At 69.6% G+C, this 18,822-nt stretch carries 19 protein-coding genes and 2 pseudogenes; 14 read left to right on the top strand and 7 right to left on the bottom strand.

The window, feature by feature from the left end; translation table 11 throughout:
• Positions 1 to 6: 6 nt before the first annotated feature.
• Entirely contained in the window at positions 7 to 2,172 is a 2,166-nt protein-coding gene (locus E2651_RS17995) for an acyl-CoA dehydrogenase (RefSeq protein WP_135332175.1), read from the bottom strand.
• Positions 2,173 to 2,428: 256 nt separating this feature from the next.
• On the opposite strand from E2651_RS17995, the gene E2651_RS17990 reads away from it, so the two are divergent.
• Positions 2,429 to 4,171: an MFS transporter gene (locus tag E2651_RS17990; RefSeq protein WP_135332174.1), complete on the top strand. Its 1,743-nt coding sequence runs from the start codon at positions 2,429 to 2,431 to the stop codon at positions 4,169 to 4,171.
• Positions 4,172 to 4,198: 27 nt separating this feature from the next.
• On the opposite strand, the gene E2651_RS17985 is transcribed toward E2651_RS17990, so the two are convergent.
• On the bottom strand, positions 4,199 to 4,843 hold the full coding sequence (locus E2651_RS17985) for a CatB-related O-acetyltransferase (RefSeq protein ID WP_135332173.1): 645 nt from the start codon (positions 4,841 to 4,843) through the stop codon (positions 4,199 to 4,201).
• A 165-nt stretch (positions 4,844 to 5,008) separates the two neighbouring features.
• Here E2651_RS17985 and E2651_RS17980 point away from each other — a divergent pair, with 165 nt between their 5' ends.
• The 10 genes and pseudogenes from E2651_RS17980 (at position 5,009) to E2651_RS17940 (ending at position 12,094) form a co-directional block, all read left to right on the top strand.
• Positions 5,009 to 5,665: a class I SAM-dependent methyltransferase gene (locus E2651_RS17980; RefSeq protein WP_135332172.1), complete on the top strand. Its 657-nt coding sequence runs from the start codon at positions 5,009 to 5,011 to the stop codon at positions 5,663 to 5,665.
• A 22-nt stretch (positions 5,666 to 5,687) separates the two neighbouring features.
• A complete protein-coding gene (locus E2651_RS17975; RefSeq protein WP_135332171.1) occupies positions 5,688 to 6,692 on the top strand; it encodes an N-acetylmuramoyl-L-alanine amidase in 1,005 nt (334 codons plus the stop codon).
• A 202-nt stretch (positions 6,693 to 6,894) separates the two neighbouring features.
• Positions 6,895 to 7,434, top strand: a complete 540-nt coding sequence (locus E2651_RS17970; RefSeq protein WP_135332170.1) for a hypothetical protein — start codon at positions 6,895 to 6,897, stop codon at positions 7,432 to 7,434.
• Between the two features lie 329 nt (positions 7,435 to 7,763).
• Positions 7,764 to 7,874 (top strand): annotated as a pseudogene (locus E2651_RS17965) (transposase); the annotation flags it as partial.
• Positions 7,875 to 7,933: 59 nt separating this feature from the next.
• Entirely contained in the window at positions 7,934 to 8,251 is a 318-nt protein-coding gene (locus E2651_RS43960) for a hypothetical protein (protein ID WP_167828817.1), read from the top strand.
• 229 nt (positions 8,252 to 8,480) lie between these two features.
• Positions 8,481 to 8,807, top strand: a complete 327-nt coding sequence (locus E2651_RS17960) for a DUF6247 family protein (protein ID WP_135332169.1) — start codon at positions 8,481 to 8,483, stop codon at positions 8,805 to 8,807.
• Positions 8,804 to 9,043 (top strand): hypothetical protein, encoded by a 240-nt coding sequence (locus E2651_RS17955; RefSeq protein WP_135332168.1) that lies wholly within the window; start codon positions 8,804 to 8,806, stop codon positions 9,041 to 9,043. Before E2651_RS17960 ends, E2651_RS17955 begins: the two co-directional genes overlap by 4 nt.
• A gap of 212 nt (positions 9,044 to 9,255) precedes the next feature.
• Positions 9,256 to 10,101 (top strand): hypothetical protein, encoded by an 846-nt coding sequence (locus E2651_RS17950; protein ID WP_135332167.1) that lies wholly within the window; start codon positions 9,256 to 9,258, stop codon positions 10,099 to 10,101.
• A gap of 119 nt (positions 10,102 to 10,220) precedes the next feature.
• Complete coding sequence (locus E2651_RS17945; RefSeq protein ID WP_135332166.1) at positions 10,221 to 11,231, top strand: LLM class F420-dependent oxidoreductase; 1,011 nt, start codon at positions 10,221 to 10,223, stop codon at positions 11,229 to 11,231.
• 491 nt (positions 11,232 to 11,722) lie between these two features.
• Positions 11,723 to 12,094 carry a hypothetical protein gene (locus E2651_RS17940; RefSeq protein WP_135332165.1) on the top strand — a complete coding sequence of 124 codons (372 nt, stop codon included), beginning with the start codon at positions 11,723 to 11,725 and terminating at the stop codon, positions 12,092 to 12,094.
• 73 nt (positions 12,095 to 12,167) lie between these two features.
• Here E2651_RS17940 and E2651_RS17935 read toward each other — a convergent pair whose 3' ends face one another.
• Complete coding sequence (locus E2651_RS17935; protein WP_135332186.1) at positions 12,168 to 12,710, bottom strand: hypothetical protein; 543 nt, start codon at positions 12,708 to 12,710, stop codon at positions 12,168 to 12,170.
• Positions 12,711 to 12,862: 152 nt separating this feature from the next.
• On the opposite strand from E2651_RS17935, the gene E2651_RS17930 reads away from it, so the two are divergent.
• Positions 12,863 to 13,171 carry a hypothetical protein gene (locus tag E2651_RS17930; RefSeq protein WP_245238945.1) on the top strand — a complete coding sequence of 103 codons (309 nt, stop codon included), beginning with the start codon at positions 12,863 to 12,865 and terminating at the stop codon, positions 13,169 to 13,171.
• Here the strand turns inward: E2651_RS17930 and E2651_RS17925 are convergent.
• Genes E2651_RS17925 through E2651_RS17915 form a run of 3 tightly spaced genes read right to left on the bottom strand, consistent with a single transcriptional unit; the run spans position 13,165 to position 16,411 of the window.
• Entirely contained in the window at positions 13,165 to 14,256 is a 1,092-nt protein-coding gene (locus tag E2651_RS17925) for a prenyltransferase (RefSeq protein WP_135332164.1), read from the bottom strand. The genes E2651_RS17930 and E2651_RS17925 overlap by 7 nt on opposite strands.
• A complete protein-coding gene (locus tag E2651_RS17920) occupies positions 14,253 to 15,044 on the bottom strand; it encodes a class I SAM-dependent methyltransferase (protein WP_135332163.1) in 792 nt (263 codons plus the stop codon). Before E2651_RS17920 ends, E2651_RS17925 begins: the two co-directional genes overlap by 4 nt.
• Positions 15,044 to 16,411 carry a glycosyltransferase family 4 protein gene (locus E2651_RS17915; RefSeq protein WP_135332162.1) on the bottom strand — a complete coding sequence of 456 codons (1,368 nt, stop codon included), beginning with the start codon at positions 16,409 to 16,411 and terminating at the stop codon, positions 15,044 to 15,046. Before E2651_RS17915 ends, E2651_RS17920 begins: the two co-directional genes overlap by 1 nt.
• Before the next feature lie 221 nt (positions 16,412 to 16,632).
• Between E2651_RS17915 and E2651_RS17910 the strand changes: the two genes are divergently transcribed.
• Positions 16,633 to 17,268 carry a TetR family transcriptional regulator gene (locus E2651_RS17910; RefSeq protein WP_135332161.1) on the top strand — a complete coding sequence of 212 codons (636 nt, stop codon included), beginning with the start codon at positions 16,633 to 16,635 and terminating at the stop codon, positions 17,266 to 17,268.
• Between the two features lie 153 nt (positions 17,269 to 17,421).
• Positions 17,422 to 18,003, top strand: a pseudogene (locus E2651_RS17905) (response regulator transcription factor); the annotation flags it as partial.
• Here the strand turns inward: E2651_RS17905 and E2651_RS17900 are convergent.
• The coding region (locus E2651_RS17900) for an ABC transporter ATP-binding protein (RefSeq protein ID WP_135332159.1) at positions 17,929 to 18,822 on the bottom strand (894 nt) is incomplete at its 5' end. The pseudogene E2651_RS17905 and the gene E2651_RS17900 sit on opposite strands and share 75 nt — an antisense overlap.

Raw genomic sequence — 18,822 nt, 5'->3', positions numbered from 1 at the left:
TCCCTCTCAGTCACGCGGTAGGCCGAGGATCCGCTCGGCGACGACGTTCAGCTGCACCTGCGTGGTCCCGCCCGCGATGGTCAGGCAGCGCGACATCAGGAAGCCGTGCAGCGCCCGCTCCCCGGCCCCCTCCCGCAACGCACCCGCAGGGCCCAGGAGTTCGAGTGCGAGCTCGGCCACCTTCTGCTGGTGCGGGGTCTGCACCAGCTTGCGGACGGAGGCACCGGCCCCCGGTTCCGCGCCCGCCACCTGCCGCATCGTGGTGCGCAGGCCGATACAGGCGAGGGCGTGCGCCTCGGCGGCGAGCGCGCCGATCCGCGCGCGCTGCGCCCCGTCGAGCTCACCGGCGCGCACGATGAGCGCTTCGAGCCCCGTGTCGAAGGTCAACTGGTCGGCCATGTGGACGCGTTCGCTGCCCAGCGTGTGCCGCGCGACGCGCCATCCGTCGTTCACCTCGCCGACGACCGCGTCGGCGGGCAGCAGGACGTCGTCGAAGTAGACCTCGTTGAAGAGGGAGTCCCCGGTGATCTCCTTCAGGGGGCGGATGTCGATGCCCGACGCCCGCTTCATGTCGATGAGGAAGTACGTCAGGCCCTTGTGCTTGGGGGCGTCCGGGTCCGTGCGGGCCAGGAGGATCCCGAAGTCCGCCCACTGCGCGGCGCTCGTCCACACCTTCTGGCCGTTGATCAGCCAGCCGTCCTCGACGCGCTCGGCCCGCGTCCGCAGCGCGGCCAGGTCCGAGCCCGCCTCCGGCTCGCTGAACAGCTGGCACCAGAGCAGCTCGCCGCGCAGCGTGGGCGGCAGATACCGCTCCCGCTGCTCCGGGGTGCCGTACGCGATGAGCGAGGGCACCACCCAGGTGGCGATGCCGAGCTCACTGAGCCCGACCCCGGCCTCGGCCAACTCCTGCTGGACGGCGAGCTGTTGCACCGGGCCAGCGCCCAGGCCGTGCGGCTCGGGCAGGTGCGGCGCCGCGTAGCCGGTCGGTGCGAGGGCCTTGCGGGCGGCCGCCGGGTCGAGTCCGCGCGCCGGGGCGACGGCCTCGCGCGCCCGCTCCCGGTACGCCGCCGCCTCAGCAGGCAGCTCGGTCCGCAGCTCCCGTCGCACACCGCCCTCCGCGAGCCGCACCGCCCGCAGCCGGTGGGCGTCGCCGGTGCCGATGAGCTGCCGGGCCACGACCGCGCGGCGCAGATACAGATGGGCGTCGTGCTCCCAGGTGAAGCCGATGCCGCCGAGGATCTGGACGCAGTCCTTGGCGCAGGAGTAGGCGGCGTCCAGGGCCGTCCCTGCGGCGAGCGCGGAGACGAGCCCCCGCACGTCCTCCTCCGGCTCGCCCGCGGCTCGCGCCGCGTCCCACACCAGGGCCCGCGCCTGCTCGACCCGCACCAGCATGTCGGCGCAGAGATGCTTGACGGCCTGGAACCGCCCGATCGGCCGCCCGAACTGCTCGCGCACCTTGGCGTACCCGGCGGCGGTCTCCAGGGCCCACGCCGCGACGCCGCACGCGTCGGCCGCGTACACGACACACGCCAGGTCCCGCACGAGCGCCGAATCGACGTCGAGCACCCGCCCCGCGGGGACCTCGATGCCGTCCGCGGTCACCTCGGCGGTGGGCCGCGTCGGATCGGTGCTTTCCTGGGTACGTACGTTCAGCGCGGCCGCGTCGACGGCGAGCCACAGCGTTCCGCGCGCCGATTCGGCGGCCAGGATCAGCAGGTCGGCGTCGGCTCCGCCGAGCACCGGCGGCGCGGTCCCGTCCAGTACGTAGCCGTCGGGCACGGACACCGCGGTCAGCGTGCCGGGGCCCGGTGCGACGGCGCCGATCCGCGCGCCGGACGCCAGCTCGGCGGCCTGCTCCCGGGCGCCCGCCCGGTGCAGCACGACCGACGCGAGGGCGCTGGCGAGGTACGGCCCCGGCAGCGCGGCACGGCCCGCCTCCTCCAGGACGACGGCGAGGTCGACGAGCCCGCCGCCCCCGCCCCCGCACTCCTCGGGCAGATGCACGGCGAGCAGCCCTTGCTCCGCGAGGCCGTCCCAGTAGGCGGGCCTGCCCCCTGCTCCAGACGGCGCGTCGAGCAGCTTGCGTATCTCCTCGGGCGGTACGGCGCGGGCGATCCAGCCGCGCGCCGCGTCCGCCAACTCCCGCTGTTCCTGCGTGATTCCGATCCCCATGCGCATCCTCGCCGGTAGCAGCTTCCGGGACGGCGTCAGACTAGAACACGTTTCAATCCAACGGAAGGTTCAATCTGACGGAAGGTCAGATACGGGCCCGCTTGACCGGCACCCGAGGGCCCCGCTCAATCGGCCGGTCAACAGCGGGTCAAGACTTCCCCTCGTACGACATGCATCGGAATAGTCGCCCCAGGAAACAGGTTCGTTCTGCACGTACCCCTGCCAGTATTTGCACCGCCCCCGGAGGCCCCACGTAATGACGCAGTCGACGACGACCCCACAACGCGGCACCCGCGGAGTCGTCCCCGTACTCGCCTTCGCAGGCATCGTCGTCGCGGTGATGCAGACGCTCCTGGTGCCGGTCATCAAGGACCTGCCCGCCCTGCTGAGCACCACCCCGTCGAACGCCACCTGGGTCCTGACATCGACCCTGCTCGCCGGCGCCGTCTCGACCCCGATCATGGGCCGCCTCGGTGACCTCTACGGCAAGCGCCGCATGCTCCTGACGAGCCTGGCCGTGATGGTCGTGGGCTCCCTGATCAGCGGTTTCACCGACGACCTCATCATCATGATCATCGGCCGTGCCCTCCAGGGCTTCGCGATGGGCGCCATCCCGCTCGGCATCGGCCTGATGCGCGACGAGCTGCCCCGCGAGAAGCTCGGCTCCGCGATGGCCCTGATGAGCTCCTCCATCGGCGTCGGCGGCGGCCTCGCCCTGCCGCTGGCCGCGCTGACCGCGCAGCACACCGACTGGCACGCCCTGTTCTTCGGCGCCGCGGGACTCGGCGTCGTCTCCATGCTCCTCACCGTCCTCTTCGTGCCCGAGAGCTCCGTGAAGGCGGAGGGCACCTTCGACGTGCTCGGCGCGATCGGCCTCTCCGCGGGCCTCGTCCTCTTCCTGCTCCCCATCACCAAGGGCAGCGACTGGGGCTGGTCCTCGGGCACGACGCTCGGCCTGTTCGCGGCTGCGGCGGTCGTCCTGGTCCTGTGGGGCGTGATGGAACTGCGCCTGAAGGCCCCGCTGGTGGACCTGCGCACGACGGCCCGGCGCGAGGTGCTCCTGACCAACCTGGCGTCGATCATGGTCGGTGTCGCCTTCTACGCGATCTCTCTCGTCCTCCCGCAGCTGCTCCAGCTCCCGACCTCGACCGGCTACGGCCTCGGCCAGTCCATGGTCGTCGCGGGCCTGTGCGTGGCGCCGCTCGGCCTGACGATGATGTTCACGGCCCCGGTCTACGCCCGCCTGTCGGCGAAGTACGGCCCGAAGGTGACCCTCATCCTCGGCATGCTGATCATCGCGATCGGCTACGGGGCGGGCCTCGGCCTGATGAGCGCGGCCTGGCAGACGATTCTCATCTCGGTGGTCGTCGGCGCGGGCATCGGCCTCGCGTACTCCTCGCTCCCGGCGCTGATCATCGGCGCGGTCGACCCGTCGGAGACGGGCGCGGCGAACGGCCTCAACACCCTGATGCGCTCGATCGGTACGTCGGTGTCGAGCGCCGTCATCGGCATGGTCCTGGCCAACACGGCGAACCACGTGGGCGGTGTGGCCATCCCGACGATGGACGGCTTCCGCACGTCGTTCCTCATCGCCACGGGCGCGGTCGCCCTCGGCCTGCTGCTCGCCCTCTTCCTCCCCTCCGCCCGCCGCTCTTCCGCCAAGCCGCAGCTGCGGGCGAGCAGCGAGGAGGACGCGAATCTGCGGGCCGCGGAGGAGGCGCTGGCCGGCTTCCACGGCCGGGTCCTGAGCCCCGCCGGGGCGCCGGTCGCGCGCGCCAAGGTCACGCTGATCGACCGCCGGGGGCGGCAGGCGGGCGCGGCCCTGACGGACGAGACCGGCCGCTACGCGCTCTCCGTCCCTTCCGACGGCTCCTACGTCCTCGCGGCGACGGCGGCGGGGCATGCGCCGCTGGCTTCGGCGGCGGCGTATCAGGGGGATGACCGGGCTGCGGTGGAGGTCGACCTTCTGCTGCCGGGCAGCAGCGACGTGCCTGCGTAGGGCGGACCCCGCGGGCTGAACCGGTGATCAGCCCTGCGGGGCGGCCTTCTCCAAGTCGTCGATCGTGCCGGACATGACGGTCCGGACATGCTCCGTGAGGTGCTCCGCGGGCCAGTCCCACCACGCCACCGCAAGCAGCCGCTCCACTTCGGACTCGCTGTACCGCGTACGGATCAGCTTGGCGGGATTGCCCCCGACGACCCCGTAATCGGGAACGTCGTCCACGACGACGGACCCGGAAGCGATCACCGCACCGTGCCCGATCCGCACACCCGGCATCACCATCACGTCGTACCCGAACCAGACGTCATGCCCGACGACGGTGTCACCCCGCCCCGGCAGCCCGCTGATCAGATCGAAGTGCTCGGCCCAGGCGCCGCCCATGATGGGGAAGGGGAAGGTGGACGGCCCGTCCATCCGGTGGTTGGCGCCGTTCATGATGAACCGCACCCCCGTCCCGAACGCACAGAACTTCCCGATGCGGAGCTTCTCGGGCCCGTAGTGATAGAGGACGTTGCGCGTCTCGAACTCGGTGGCGTGCTCCGGGTCGTCGTAGTACGAGTACTCCCCGACCTCGATCAACTCAGACTTCACCAGCGGCTTCAGGAGCACGACACGGGGCTGGTCCGGGAACGGGTGCAGCACCGTCGGATCGGCCGGGACGAGATTCATGGGCGCTGCTGCCTTCCGCATGGCCTGGTGGACGGCCCCGCCTCCCTGAACGGCCGGGCCATGCGGCAGCATAGGGCGGCCCCCAGAGGAACCCCACCGCATTTTCGATCTTCACGACCTGACGACCTTTACGACCTGACGATCCTTACGACCGGGAGGAACCCCATGGCCGCCGCCGCGCAGCCCAAGCCGGAGATCCTGGCCGCCTTCGAGGCGGCCAAGGGCTTCATGCCGGCCGACGAGGGCCTCGCCCTGTACGCCGCGGCGACCGAGGCCGCGGAGCTCGGCCTTCCGCTCCTGGAGGTCGGCACGTACTGCGGACGCTCCACGATCCTGCTCGCGGACGCCGCACGCGAGGCGGGCGTCACGGCGATCACGGTCGACCACCACCGCGGCAGCGAGGAGCAGCAGCCGGGCTGGGAGTACCACGACCCGGAGACGGTCGACCCTGAGGTGGGGCGGATGGACACGCTCCCGACCTTCCGCCGCACGCTGCACCGCGCGGGCCTGGAGGAGCACGTGATCGCGATGGTGGGGCGCTCGCCGCAGGTGGCGAAGGCGTGGGGCGGGCCGCTCGGCCTGGTCTTCATCGACGGCGGCCACACGGACGAGCACGCCACGGCCGACTACGAGGGATGGGCGCCGCACGTCGCGCAGGGCGGCCTCCTCCTGATCCACGACGTCTTCCCGGACCCGGTGGACATCATGACCGGCCAGGCCCCGTACCGCGTCTACCTCAGGGCACTGGAGTCCGGCGCGTTCACCGAGGTCTCGGCAACGGACTCGCTGCGCGTCCTGCGACGAACGGGAGCGGGGATCTGACCCCACCGTTAGAGTCACAGTCGTGTCGTACGTAGGTCCGGACAGTCATCCCCCACGCCCGCCCCGCCGTTTCAGCGGCGGCCCGCTCACCGTGACGCTCGCCGCGCTGGTGCCGACGTGCCTTGCGGGGTGGCTCATTTACGAGGCCACGAGCGGGCCCGGCGGCAGCGAGCCGCCGAGAACCCTCCCCGCGTCGAGCCAGTCGGCGCAGGGCTCGTCCTCCACCGAGCCCTCCCCGTCAACGTCCGAGAAGGACGGCGCGGGTGACAAGGACGACGGCAAGGAGGGCGGCGACCCGAGCACCTCAAAGCCGGCGAAGCCGTCCAAGACGAGCGGCCGTCCCGCCGCGTCCGGCCCCCTCAAGGGCAAGGTCGTCGTGATCGACCCCGGCCACAATCCGGGAAACGCCAAGCACACGGCGGAGATCAACCGCCTGGTGAACATCGGGACGAACCGCAAGGAATGCGACACGACGGGCACGTCGACCAACAACGGTTACACCGAGGCTCAGTTCACCCTCGACGTCTCGCACCGCCTGCGCACTCTCCTCGAGAAGCAGGGCGCCACCGTCAAGTTCACCCAGGACGCCGACCGCCCCTGGGGCCCGTGCGTCGACGAGCGAGCCCGCATCGGCAACGAAGCGGAAGCGGACGCCGTCGTCTCCGTCCACGCCGACGGCTCGGCGGCGGGCAACCGCGGCTTCCATGTGATCCTCCCCGCATCGGTGAAGTCGGGCGCCGCGGACACCACAGCGATCGTCGCCCCCTCCCGCGACCTGGGCGAACGCATCGCGGGCAAGTTCGTGAGCGCGACGGGCAGCGCCCCCTCCAACTACATCGGCGACGGCACGGGACTCGACGTACGCAAGGATCTGGGCGGCCTCAACCTCTCGAAGGTTCCCAAGGTGTTCATCGAGTGCGGCAATATGCGGGACGCCAAGGACGAGGCACTGCTGACCAGCGGCGCGTGGCGGCAGAAGGCGGCGCAGGGGATCTCGGACGGCATCACAACCTTCCTGAACTCGTAGCCGCCAGCGAACCAGGCACGCCATAGGCGCACTGCTACCGACTCGTCCCTGCCCAGCCACTCCCCAGCGTGCGTATCCGTCTACGGCCACCAAATGGCATGCTCAGATCCACCTCAACTTCAATGCTGCCACATACACGCATGTGATTGGCTCCTCTCGACCGAAGCGATTGAAGCCCGACGAACCGGGCGTAGGGGGATGCGTGAAGACCCAGATCATTCAGCGAGGTGGCGTCATACTCGCCGCCATGACCGCGTGCCTTGCAGGCGCGAGCAGCACAGCGCAAGCAGTGCCCGATGCGCCAGTTGGCCACAGCCGCGCCTCAGAGGTTCAGGCAGCTGGGTTGAGCTACAGCTACTGGTACAGGCCGAAGCACGTCAAGTCCATCGGTGGAAAATGCGGCAAGAAAGTGATTGCGGAGGCATCCGGCCGAGGGCCAATGACCCTGCGCATAGATGAGACCAGGTCTCTGAGCAGCACCTTCTCCAAGAGTCTCAGCATCAACTACAAGGCCCTTACCGCGGCGGTCGGTTGGGATGTTACGAAGTCCCGCAGCATCACAGTAAGCGGATCCAAGGAAGTCCCCCGAGGCAAGTACGGCGTCCTCAAGGCCTACACGAGGTACTCAGGGAAGATGTTCGACGTGTACAACGTCTACAACCCGTACAAGCACAAGCTCGTCGCCAAGAACAAGAAGGCCTACAAGCCGATCGGGGTCTGCTACAAGTTCACAAAGAGCTGATTCGGTCGCAGGCCACAAACACCTGCGCTCGCTCAGCCACACGAAGCGACCCATCTGGACCTCCTGATGGGTCGCTTCGCTCCTTAGCCTCGATCGTTCATGAGTCTCCGTCAGCTTACGAACCTCTTGGCTAATCTCGTTGAGTGGGCCCTTCTACTTCGCCCTGTCGGTCGCTTGATCGGCGGGGCGAAGTGCTGCGATGAAGCTCCCCTTGTATCGACCCCGCTGGCCAATTCGCATGTCGGCCTGACTCGTTCACGTCTCTGCGGGACCGTGAGAGTGGAAATGAGGTGCAGGGATCCGGCGAAGTGATCCCTGATGCCTCTGTGGCCGCTGACGCCGTGCGCGGAAGACTGGACTGGAAGTACTGCCTGTCACTGGAGCTGACTGATGCCGGGTTCAATGCCTCGGTGCTGAGCGAGTTCCGCAGCTGGCTGGTCACCGGGACCGCATCAGTTGCTTGGCCCGGGCGGGAAGCAGCGCCACACTCGCGCCCACCGTGGGAGACGACGGCTACCGGCTGCTGGACGCGGTCTACGCCGATCGCGCGCCCGGCTGGCTCCGGGAGGTTCCCGCCCTGCGGGTGCTGCGGCAGGTCTGGGTGCAGCAGTGCCGGCGCCAGGACCGCGACAAGACCACCTGGCGGGATACTCATGAGCTGCCGCCCGGTTCGGCGTCGATCGGCAGCCCCTACGACGCCCAACGCTGGCTACAGCATCAAACGCGGGATGGCATGACGCGGCTACAAAGCCCACTTCACCGAGGTCTGCGACACCGACCGGTTCACCTGCCCCAACGGCAAGAAGGCCGCTACTAGCGGCAGACCGCGAGCCGGGACGGACTGCCCATCGTCCAGGCGACGTTCCGCCTGCCGGACTGCGCCCCGTGTCCAAGCCGGGTCAGATCCGGTGATCGTTTCTCCAGGGACGGTCACAGTCGTTCAGGCGAGGCGCAAGGCTCCCTTCCTCCTGTGGCCCGCACACGCCGCCCCGTACGGTGGACTTCCCTCTGTCCACGCCCCCACCACCTGCCGGAGGCCCGCGCTCATGGTCCACGAAGTCGACCCGCACGCCTGCGAGAGAACTCCAGAAGCCATGCGCGCGGCGCTCCAGCGGCGACCCGACTGGCTGCAAGGGTTCGAACAGGACTGGCTCAGCGCGGCAGCGGACTTCGATCACACGGCGCTGGACGGCGTACTCGACAAGTGGTTCCCCTTCGCCTGCGCCTGCGCCACGCCTGGCTATCTGGATGAGGTGGAGCACACCGTCAAGCGCATGGCGGAAGGCGACACCGACGGGTTGGTCTTCCGCGACGCGGAGGGCAACGCCTACGACGCTGACAACAACCCCGTCAACGCAGGGAGGCGCAGGTGAGCTCCTACTCGATCAGGTACGCGGACCGGGCAGCGCAACGCAAGGCGGGGCTGGCCGGTCCGCAGCGCGCGTCACTGGAAGACTTAGAGAAGCGGCTCATCCTCAATCCGTTCGGTCCGCCCGCGATGAGCAACCGGGACAACAGCTGGTCGGCTGCGTTCAACGGGGGCTTCATCACCTACGTCGTATCCAACCGGCACGTGGTCATCAACGTCATCGATCTGGTGGCGCTCTGAACCCGGCGCGACAGAGAGTCACGTCACAGCGCGGCAACTGGAAGATCTTCATCTCGTGAAGGTCTTTATCCCGAGCAGACACCCCACCCGTCCAGACGATAATGTCCTCCGTACGATGAGGGGCCACCCCCGCGCTTCGCGCACCGCGACACGACCGCGACTACGACGACAGCGACGCCTCCAATGACGAGACGACTGACGAAGGACCTGAAGTGAATTTCCGCTCCCTCACTCGAGGCGACGGCGTGGTGATCGGAGCAGCGGCGTTGCTCTTTATCGCCTCGTTCCTCGACACGCTTGACGCCGACGGCGGCGACAGCGACAAGCTTCCCAACGCCTGGGAGAACGGCAACCTGCTGCTGAGCGTGTACCTGCTCGGCCTCTTCGCTGCCGCCCTCATCGTCGTGGGCCGTGCATTGCCGCAGCCGCGCAAGGTCGCGGGCCTCGACCTTGGACAGCTCGGTGTCGGCTTCGCGATCGCTGCCGCATGGAGCTCGATCGGCGCCATCTTCGACGCCGACCAGTCCTACGGCTTCTTCCTGGGCAGCGGCAGCGGCGGGCCCGACGCCGGCATCGGCCTCATCCTCGGCCTGATCGCCGCCCTGGTTCTTGCCGCCGCGGCGGTCGCGACCGCCCTGGTCCCGGCCCTCAAGGCCCCGCTGATGGGCGCCCCGCGCCCCGCCGCACCCCAGCCCTACGGCGGCCAGCCGCAGGGTGGTTACGGCTACCCCGGTGCTCAGGGCCAGCCGCAGCAGGGTCAGCCGTACGGCGCCCAGCCGCAGCAGGGTCAGCAGCCCTACGGCGCCCAGCCGGGTCAGCCTCAGCAGCAGACGCCGCCCGCACAGGCGCAGCCCGCCGGTGACTTCTCGCCGTACTGGTTCGCCGTGCCGGCTCCGCGTCCACTGTACGCGGAGGACGGCTCGCCGACGCCGATCGCCGAACTGGCGCCCGGCACCTGGTACTTGGCAGTCGAGCAGCGCGGTCCCGGCCTGGTTGCCCAGACGCAGGACGGCCGTCGTGGCGTGCTACAGGACACCACGGGCATCCAGCGCGGCTGAGTCCACGCACGTTGCAGCGCAACGGCCCCTCGCCCTTCCGGGCGGGGGGCCGTTGTCGTACAGTCGCCACCACCCGGCGGAGGGCTGACGGTTCGTCAGGTGTCAGAGAGGATCGGGATATGCGGCTCGGACTAGCACTCGGCTACTGGGGGCGCGGCCCCGACCCGGATCATGTCGCGCTCGCCCAGGAGGCCGAGCGGCTCGGATACGACTCCGTGTGGACAGCCGAGGCCTGGGGCTCGGACGCGTTCACGCCGCTGACGTGGATCGCGGCGCAGACCTCACGGATCAAACTGGGTACGGCTGTTGTGCAGATGGCGGCGCGGTCGCCGGTCACGACCGCGATGCACGCACTGACCCTCGACCACCTCTCCGGCGGCCGGATGATGCTCGGGCTCGGGCTCTCCGGTCCGCAGGTGGTGGAGGGGTGGTACGGGCGGCCGTTCCCGAAGTCGCCGCTGACGGCGACGCGGGAGTACGTGGACGTCATCCGCCAAGTCCTGCGGCGGGAGGGGCCGGTGGCCCTGGACGGCCGCTTCCACGCGCACCCCTACCGGGGAGATGACGGGACCGGTCTCGGCAAGGCTCTCAAGCCGATCACGCATCCCCTGCGGGCCGAACTGCCGGTGCTCCTTGGCGCGGAGGGGCCGAAGAACATCGCCCAGACGACACGGATCGCGGACGGGTGGCTGCCGCTGTACTGGTCGCCGATGCGGACGGATGTGTACGAGGCGTCGCTGGCGGAGGCGCCGGACGGATTCATGGTCGCACCGATGGCGCGGGCCAAGGTGTGCGACGACGTGACGGAGGGCTTGCTTCCGGTCAAGGCGATGCTGGGGTTTTACATCGGAGGGATGGGGCACTCCGCGCGGAACTTCCATGCAGATCTGATGGCGCGGATGGGGTACGAGAGCGAGGCGCGGAGGATTCAGGAGCTGTTTCTCGCGGGGCGACGGGAGGAGGCGGTCCTTGCGGTGCCGGACGCATTTGCCGATGAGATCTCACTGGTGGGACCTCGGGAGCGGATCGCCGAGCGGCTTGAGTTGTGGCGCAAGGGCCCGGTGACGGATCTGTTGGTGCTGGCGCCTGATCCGCATACGTTGCGGGTGCTTGCCGAGCTCAATGGCTAGTGTCTCGCGATCCTGTCCATGTCATTTTGAGCCACCTTTTTCGCGAAGGCGGGATCCTTCGAAGTCCTGAAGGGCTGCAGTGCAGCTTCAGGATCCCCTCTCGCCAGATCCGGGAGATGTACTGCCAGGGCGCCGTGGCGTTCTCCACCCGCTTCAGACACTTCGCCACCTCCCGTACGGACGAGTGCGAAGGCCTTGCTCCATCCGGCGGCGTCATGCGCGCAAGTGCACTTACCAAGCGCGCCCTTCCAGCGATCCAGCGTCGCCGGCGACACGCCATGCAGCTTGGCAATGCCCTTGCGGCGACGCCCATTACCCGCCCAGAAGACGATCCGACCCCGCATGGCGATATCCGCAGGAGCATCCCAACAGGACTGCCCATAGGTCACCTTTAAGCCATACAGCGGGCTCAGTACGCCCTCCTGGACGTATGATCACGAAGCCATTGCACTTGTCGTGTACGAGTCAGACATTTTACCGGGAGAGGTCATATGGGATTCAAGAGGCGCGCTGCGTCACTACTGACGGTTGGTGCGACCCTGGGGATATCCCTCATGGGTTTCAGTGCAACCAGCGCCAATGCTGCTGCACCGTGCGGTTTCCCGGAAGTTGTAGCAAATAACTCCAGCGCCTCCTTCTACTTCAACAAGAACACAACTCTCCGGAGGGACCCCTATGCGGACTGCGATTCGAAAGGAGTCTTCGCTAAGGGCCAGAGGTTCTTCGTCTGGTGCTATGTGAACAATTTCAACGGCAACACGTGGTACTACGGGCGCATCAACGGCACCCAGACCAAGGGTTGGGTGTCTTCGAACAGCGTGACGGGCTATGAGGGCTCGTCAAAGAAGTGCCCCCAGGGATGAGTGATTGGGGGCAGCGGAACATGATCCGCTGCCCCCTCGCGAGTCAACCGCCTCCCGCGCACGAACCCCCGCCTCACCCCCGCGCCAGCTCCGCCGCCGACGGCACCCGATTGGTGACCTCGACGCCGGCACCCTTCCCTGCGTCCTTCACCGAGTTGATGACCCCGTCGAAGGAGCTGACCACCGAGTCCGTCGAGTCGCCCTTGCGGAGCTTCGACGGGAGGCCCTTCAGCGCGTCGATCCCCGCCGTCAGCGGCGCCACCGCACGTGCAAGGGTCGGATCCCCCTGCGCGTTCTTCGTCGCCGCCTTCAGGCGGTTGTAGGCGAGCGTCCCGGCAAGGCCCGCCTTGACCAGCGCCACCTTCCGGCCATCGGCGCCGCTCTTGAACTTCCCCGCGCGATACGGCTTCACGATCCACTGGTACGTCGCCCCCGCCGCGATCCCCGCGTTCGCGACGAACCGCGTCTTCGCGAACTTCTGCCGCTCCGCCGAGCTCGTACCGGAGGGTGCCGCCGACGCGTCCTCGTCGCCGCCGCACGCCGTCGTGCCCGCGAGCAGCGCGCAGCACAGGGTCGGTACGACAAGGGACCTGCGTACGACGAGGGACCTGCGCAGAGCGGTGGGCGACGGGGACACGGGACCTCCCGGAGGGGCGACGGCTCTCCCGGCAGCCTCACCCCCGCCGGCGGGGGCCGCCACCCGAGCGGGCCCGTACGGGTTTCAAGCAGACCGTGTTTCAAGCGGCCCGCGCCCGGTACCCGTCCCCCATGTCCACCCGACACATGTCAGGCCGGCGCGCCCAAGCCACCGGCCAAGCAGCGAAGATCATCGCCGTCGTCGCCGATGTGATGGGCGTCGTCCTCGGGCTCTGGATCCTGATGTATCTGCTCGACGCCAACCGCGCCAACGACCTCGTCCGGTTCGTCCACGACGTGGCCCGCTGGCTCGCGGGCTGGTCTCACGACCTGTTCACGTTCGACGAGGCCTGGGCGCGGGTCGTCTCGGGCTATGGGCTCGCAGCCTTCGTGTACGTGCTCGTAGGCCACGCCATCGCGGGGCGTCTGCGCCGCTACTGACCCCCGGCCGGAGCCCCGCAGCACTCCGGGGCAAGACCCACCGGCAGCCGGTCGCCCGAGAACACCGCGCAGGTGGCCTCGTCGCCGCCCAGCGCCGCCACGGCGAGCAGGATCGAGCCCGCCGTCCATGACGTCAGCTCGCGGGGCCAGATCGCCTTGTCGTCGAAGACGTAGCCCGTCCAGTAGAGGCCGGACTCGGGGTCGCGCAGGTGCTGGATCGACTTGAGGATCTCCAGGGCGCGGTCCGACTCGCCCAACGCCCAGAGGGAGAGGGCCAGTTCGGCACTCTCGCCGCCCGTCACCCAGTTGTTGGGGACGACGCAGCGGACGCCGAGGCCGGGGACGACGAAGCGGTCCCAGTCCGCCTCCATGCGGGACTTGGCCCGCGCTCCCGTCAGCGCGCCACCCAGGATCGGGTAGTACCAGTCCATCGAGTAGCGGTCCTTGTCCAGGAACCGCTCGGGGTGGCTGTGGATCGCGTGGGCGAGTGCGCCCGTCGCCAACTCCCAGTCGGGTTGGGGTTCTTCGCGCTCGTCCGCGATCGCCAGGGCGCAGCGCAGCGCCTGGTGGATCGATGAACTGCCGGTCAGGAGCGCCTCGTTCACCGGGGTGCCGTCCGGCTCGCGCTTCCAGCCGATCTCGCCGCCCGGCTGCTGGAGGGCGAGGACGAACTCCACCGACGCCACCACCGCGGGCCACATGCGGTCCAGGAACGTGTCGTCGCCCGTCGAGAGGTAGTGGTGCCAGACGCCGACCGACAGGTACGCGCAGAAGTTCGTCTCGCGGCCCCGGTCCGTCACGTCGTGCGGGTCGCCGTCGGCGTACGCCGCGTACCAGGAGCCGTCCGGGTTCTGGTGCCGGGCCAGCCACTCGTAGGCGCGGGCCGCCGCCGCGTGCTCGCCCGCCGCGTCCAGCGCCATCGCGGCCTCGGTGTGGTCCCACGGGTCCAGGTGGTGGCCGCGGAACCAGGGGATCGCGCCGTCCTCGCGCTGGACGGCGAGTATCCCGCGTACCGTGTGCGCGGCCTGATCGGCCGTCAGGACTCCGGGCAGGACGAGGTGCTCCTTCCGCTCCGGGCTCGTCACGCGTCGGTCTTCGCGTCGGTCTTCGCGTCGGTCTTCGCGTCGGTCTTCGCGTCGGTCTTCGCGTCGGTCTTCGGCAGGTGCGGCTTGGTCGCGTACGCCACGAAGCTCTTGCCGACGATCGGGTTGAGCAGCTGCTCCGCCACCTTCGTGGCAAGGGGCTTCTTCATGATGTCCCAGACCAGGAGCTTGTGGTACGCCCGCACCGGCAGCGCCTTGTCGTTGTCCACGCCGAAGGCGCACTTGAGCCACCAGTACGGCGAGTGCAGGGCGTGCGCGTGATGCGTGCCGTACGGCTTGAGGCCCGCTTCCCGCATCCTGCCGAGCAGTTCGTCCGCCTTGTAGATGCGGATGTGGCCGCCCTCGACCTCGTGGTACGCGTCCGACAGCGCCCAGCAGACCTTTTCGGGGCCGTAGCGCGGGACGGTGACGGCGATGCGGCCGCCGGGCTTCAGGACCCGGACCATCTCCGCCAGTACGCCCTTGTCGTCGGGGATGTGCTCCATCACCTCGGAGATGATCACGACGTCGAACGACTCGTCGGGGAAGGGGAGGTTGAGCGCGTCGCCCTCCATGGCGGTGGCGGTCGCGCCCGCCGGTGCCTCGCCCGCCTCCTTCATCGCGGCGAACCACTTGGCGACCTCGCGGATCTCCTCGCCGTTCTGGTCGAGTGCCACCACCTGGGCGCCGCGCCGGTAGCACTCGAAGGCGTGCCGGCCCGCGCCGCAGCCCAGATCGAGTACGCGGTCGCCCGCGGCGAGCGGGAAGCGGGTGAAGTCGACGGTCAGCATCAGCGATGGCTCCCGGAGTATGTCGGGGTGGCCGCGGGGCGGCGGCCGGATGGCAAACCCGCGTTGCGGGCGATCGCCGCGCGGTACAGCTCTGCGGTGCCCTGGGCGGCGCGGGCCCAGGTGAAGTTGGCGAGCACCCGCTCGCGGCCCGCCGCGCCCAGGCGGACGCGCAGTTCGCGGTCGCCGAGCAGCCGGGTCAGGCCGTCGGCAAGGGCGCCGGGGTCGCCCGGCGGCACCGCGAGGCACGTCTCGCCGTCCCGGCCCGCGACCTCCGGGATCGCGCCGCCGGTCGTCGCGAGCAGCGGCGTCGCGGTCGCCATCGCCTCCGCCGCCGGGAGCGAGAAGCCCTCGTAGAGAGAAGGCACGCACGCGACCTGCGCCGAGCGGACCAGGTCGACCAGTTCGGCGTCGGTGATGCCCTTGACGAACTCGACGGCGCCTTCGAGGCCGTGCCGCTCGATCGCCTGGGCCACCGGGCCGTCCTCGGCGCGCTTGCCGACGACGACGAGGTGGGCTGCGGAGTTCTCGGTGCGGACCTTGGCCAGCGCCTCGATGAGGTGGATCAGGCCCTTGAGCGGGACGTCCGCGCTGGACGTCGTCACGATGCGGCCCGGCACCTCGGGGACGGAAGGGTCCGGCGAGAAGAGGTTCGTGTCGGCGCCGATGTGGACGACGCTGATGCGGTCCTGGCGTACGCCGAGGTGGTCGACGATCTCCTGGCGCGAGGTGCCGGAGACGGTGAGCACGGAGGGCAGCCGACGGGCGACGCGCTTCTGCATGCGGGTGAACGCGTACCAGCGGCGCACGGACGCGCGGCGCTTCCAGTCGGGCGCCGCGTCCAGCTCCAACTGGCGGTCCACGGTGATGGGGTGATGGATCGTCGAGACGAGCGGTGCGCCCAGGTCGCCCAACAGGCCGTAGCCGAGGGTCTGGTTGTCGTGTACGACGTCGAACTCGCCCCGCCTGGCGCGCAGATGGCGGCGGGCACGCAGGCTGAAGGTGGCGGGCTCGGGGAAGCCGCCGGTCCACATCGTCGCCACTTCGAGCGCGTCGACCCAGTCGCGGTACTCGTCGCGCTTCGGCGTGCGGAAGGGGTCGGGCGAGCGGTAGAGGTCGAGGCTGGGCAGCTCGGTGAGCCTGAGGCCCTCCAGGCCCTCGCCCTCGTCAAGGACGGGATAGGGCTGCGCGCCGATCACTTCGACACTGTGGCCGAGGCGGGCGAGCTCGCGCGAGAGATGACGTACGTAGACGCCTTGTCCCCCGCAGAACGGGTTCCCTTTGTACGTGAGGAGAGCGATGCGCAACGGACGGTCGCCGTCGATGTCGGAGCCCTCTCTGGGGCCCGCCTCCATGGCCTCAGCGGTCACTCTCGGCCCCCTTCTCCCTGCGGTTGTCCGCGAGGTTACGCCGGGACGGTAATCTAGAACAAGTTTCAGACTTGATCGTTGAATGATCGCTGAACGAGCTCTGAATCTACCGGCAGGTAGCCGAGCTGTAAGGCCCGGATCAGGTGATTCGCGCCACGGCGGACGTCCTGCCATGCTGACCGGCGACCTCGCTGGAACGGGACGACGGAACAACGGGACATATGACAGCGGAAGCCAGAGCAGTGGACGTCACGGCGGCTGATCCGGCGTCGCCGCCCCTGACCGAACGGCAGGAGGCGCGCCGCCGCCGCATCCTGCACGCCAGCGCCCAGCTCGCCAGCAGGGGCGGTTTCGACGCGGTGCAGATGCGCGAGGTCGCCGAGTCCTCCAGCGTCGCGCTCGGCACGCTGTACCGCTACTTCCCCTCCAAGGTGCATCTCCTGGTCGCCACCATGCAGGACCAGCTGCAGCACATGCACACGACGATCCGGAAGCGTCCGCCCGCCGGCGAGACCCCGGCCGAGCGGGTCGCCGAGACGCTGATGCGGGCCTTCCGCGCCCTGCAGCGCGAGCCGCACCTCGCCGACGCGATGGTGCGTGCGCTGACCTTCGCCGACCGTTCGGTGAGCCCCGAGGTGGACACGGTCTCCCGGCTGACCACGGCGATCATCCTGGACGCGATGGGCCTGGAGGACGCCCCGACCCCCGAGCAGCTCTCGGCGGTCCGGGTCATCGAGCACACCTGGCACTCGGCCCTGATCACCTGGCTGTCGGGGCGGGCGTCGATCGCCCAGGTCAAGATCGACATCGAGATGGTGTGCCGTCTCATCGACCTGACGGCGCCGGAAGCGGCGTAGACCGCACCCTCCGAAGGCCCCCGCGCAAGGGCCCTCGAGCCCCGCGTAAGGGGCACAGGGGGCGCACTGTCACCTGGCAAATGCGCCCCCGAGCCCCCGCCCGTCGTGCTTGGCCAGTTCTCCGCGTCCGTGCGGACCCCGGCGCCACTATGAATGGCTTACGTGCTGAACGAAGCAGCCGGAACCGTGGCAAAGCTGGAGGGGCGGAACGTGATCCGGGTACTTCTCGTGCACGATGCTCGTCTGCTGCGATCGGCCCTGGCGGAACGTCTCGCCCGTGAGCCGGACCTGGAGGTGTTCCATGCGCCGTGGAACAGCGCCCGTGAGCGCACCGGCTCGGTGCGGCCCGACCTCTGCGTGGTCGACCCCGACAGCGAGACGGAGTACGCGTCCGACGCCTTCGAGGAGCTGTCCCGGCCGGTGAACGGCGGTCCGGGCTGCCCGGTGCTCGTCCTGGCCAGCGGAGACCGGCCGGGTCTGCTGCGCCGCAGCATGGACGCCGGAGCGGTCGGCTACGTGGACAAGGGCAGCGGCCCCGAACGGCTGCTCGCCGGGATAAGAACGGTGGCGGCGGGCCGGGGTTTCGTGGACGACTCACTGGGCCACGGTTTCCTGAGGGCAGCTCAGATGCCGCTCACGCACCGGGAGTTGATGGTCCTCTCACTCGCCGCCGGGGGCGCTCCCGTCGCCGAGATAGCGCACCGCCTGCATCTGTCCAACGGGACGGTGCGCAACTACATGGCCGCCATCACCCGCAAGACGGGGGCCCGCAACAGGATCGACGCGATCCGGATCTCGCGCGGTGAGGGCTGGGTCTGAAGTCCCGTTGATCCCGTTCGCAGGACCCCAGTTCCCGGCAAGATCGCGGTAGAGCTCCGAGCGCTCGACGAGTTCCGCATGGCTGCCGCACAGGGTGCGCGGCCCGTCCATCACCAGGATCCGGTCCGCGCGCCGCGCCGAACTGATGCGGTGGGCGATGACGACGAGGGTGCCGCCGGGGCGGGCCGCGAACGCCCGCTCGGCGCGCGCCTCGGCCACCGGGTCGAGATGGCAGGTGGCCTCGTCGAGGAGGGCGAGCGGCGCGTACGAGAGATGAGCACGGGTCAGCGCCATGAGCTGGCGCTCGCCCGCGGACAGCACGGCCGGGTCGACCGACGCCGCGAGCCCGCCGAGCCGTTCGATGAGCGCGTCGGACCCGACGGCCCGCGTGGCCGCCGCGAGCTCGGCGTCCGGCACGGCGTCCGCGCGCAGATACGCCAGGTTCTCCCGCACGGAGCCGGTGAAGACGTACGCCTCTTGAGGTATCAACACACGCCGAGCAACGGCCTCTTGCCCCCGCACCGACCGCCCATCCACCCAAACACTCCCCTCCCCCGGCGTCAGCATCCCGGCAACGAGCCCGGCCAGCGTCGACTTCCCGATCCCACTGGGCCCGACAACGGCCAGATGACCGCCGCGGGGGACGGTGAGCGAGAGATCGCGCACGACGGGTTCGGCGCCGGGGCCGTAGGCGAAGGTGACGGAGGAGAGGTGGAGGGCGGGGGGCTCGTCGGG

It is taken from the genome of Streptomyces sp. MZ04 (assembly GCF_004684775.1).
Taxonomy (GTDB): domain Bacteria; phylum Actinomycetota; class Actinomycetes; order Streptomycetales; family Streptomycetaceae; genus Streptomyces.
The sequence above is the reverse complement of the archived record's forward strand: the minus strand, read 5'-3'. Positions and strand labels throughout refer to the sequence as shown.

Bases quoted from the DNA above. Each gene is read 5' to 3' on its own strand.
- E2651_RS17995 (WP_135332175.1), bottom strand. From the start codon at position 2,172: ATGGGGATCGGAATCACGCAGGAACAGCGGGAGTTGGCGGACGCGGCG.
- E2651_RS17990 (WP_135332174.1), top strand. From the start codon at position 2,429: ATGACGCAGTCGACGACGACCCCACAACGCGGCACCCGCGGAGTCGTC.
- E2651_RS17985 (WP_135332173.1), bottom strand. From the start codon at position 4,843: ATGAATCTCGTCCCGGCCGATCCGACGGTGCTGCACCCGTTCCCGGAC.
- E2651_RS17980 (WP_135332172.1), top strand. From the start codon at position 5,009: ATGGCCGCCGCCGCGCAGCCCAAGCCGGAGATCCTGGCCGCCTTCGAG.
- E2651_RS17960 (WP_135332169.1), top strand. From the start codon at position 8,481: ATGGTCCACGAAGTCGACCCGCACGCCTGCGAGAGAACTCCAGAAGCC.
- E2651_RS17945 (WP_135332166.1), top strand. From the start codon at position 10,221: ATGCGGCTCGGACTAGCACTCGGCTACTGGGGGCGCGGCCCCGACCCG.
- E2651_RS17940 (WP_135332165.1), top strand. From the start codon at position 11,723: ATGGGATTCAAGAGGCGCGCTGCGTCACTACTGACGGTTGGTGCGACC.
- E2651_RS17930 (WP_245238945.1), top strand. From the start codon at position 12,863: ATGTCCACCCGACACATGTCAGGCCGGCGCGCCCAAGCCACCGGCCAA.
- E2651_RS17920 (WP_135332163.1), bottom strand. From the start codon at position 15,044: ATGCTGACCGTCGACTTCACCCGCTTCCCGCTCGCCGCGGGCGACCGC.
- E2651_RS17910 (WP_135332161.1), top strand. From the start codon at position 16,633: ATGACAGCGGAAGCCAGAGCAGTGGACGTCACGGCGGCTGATCCGGCG.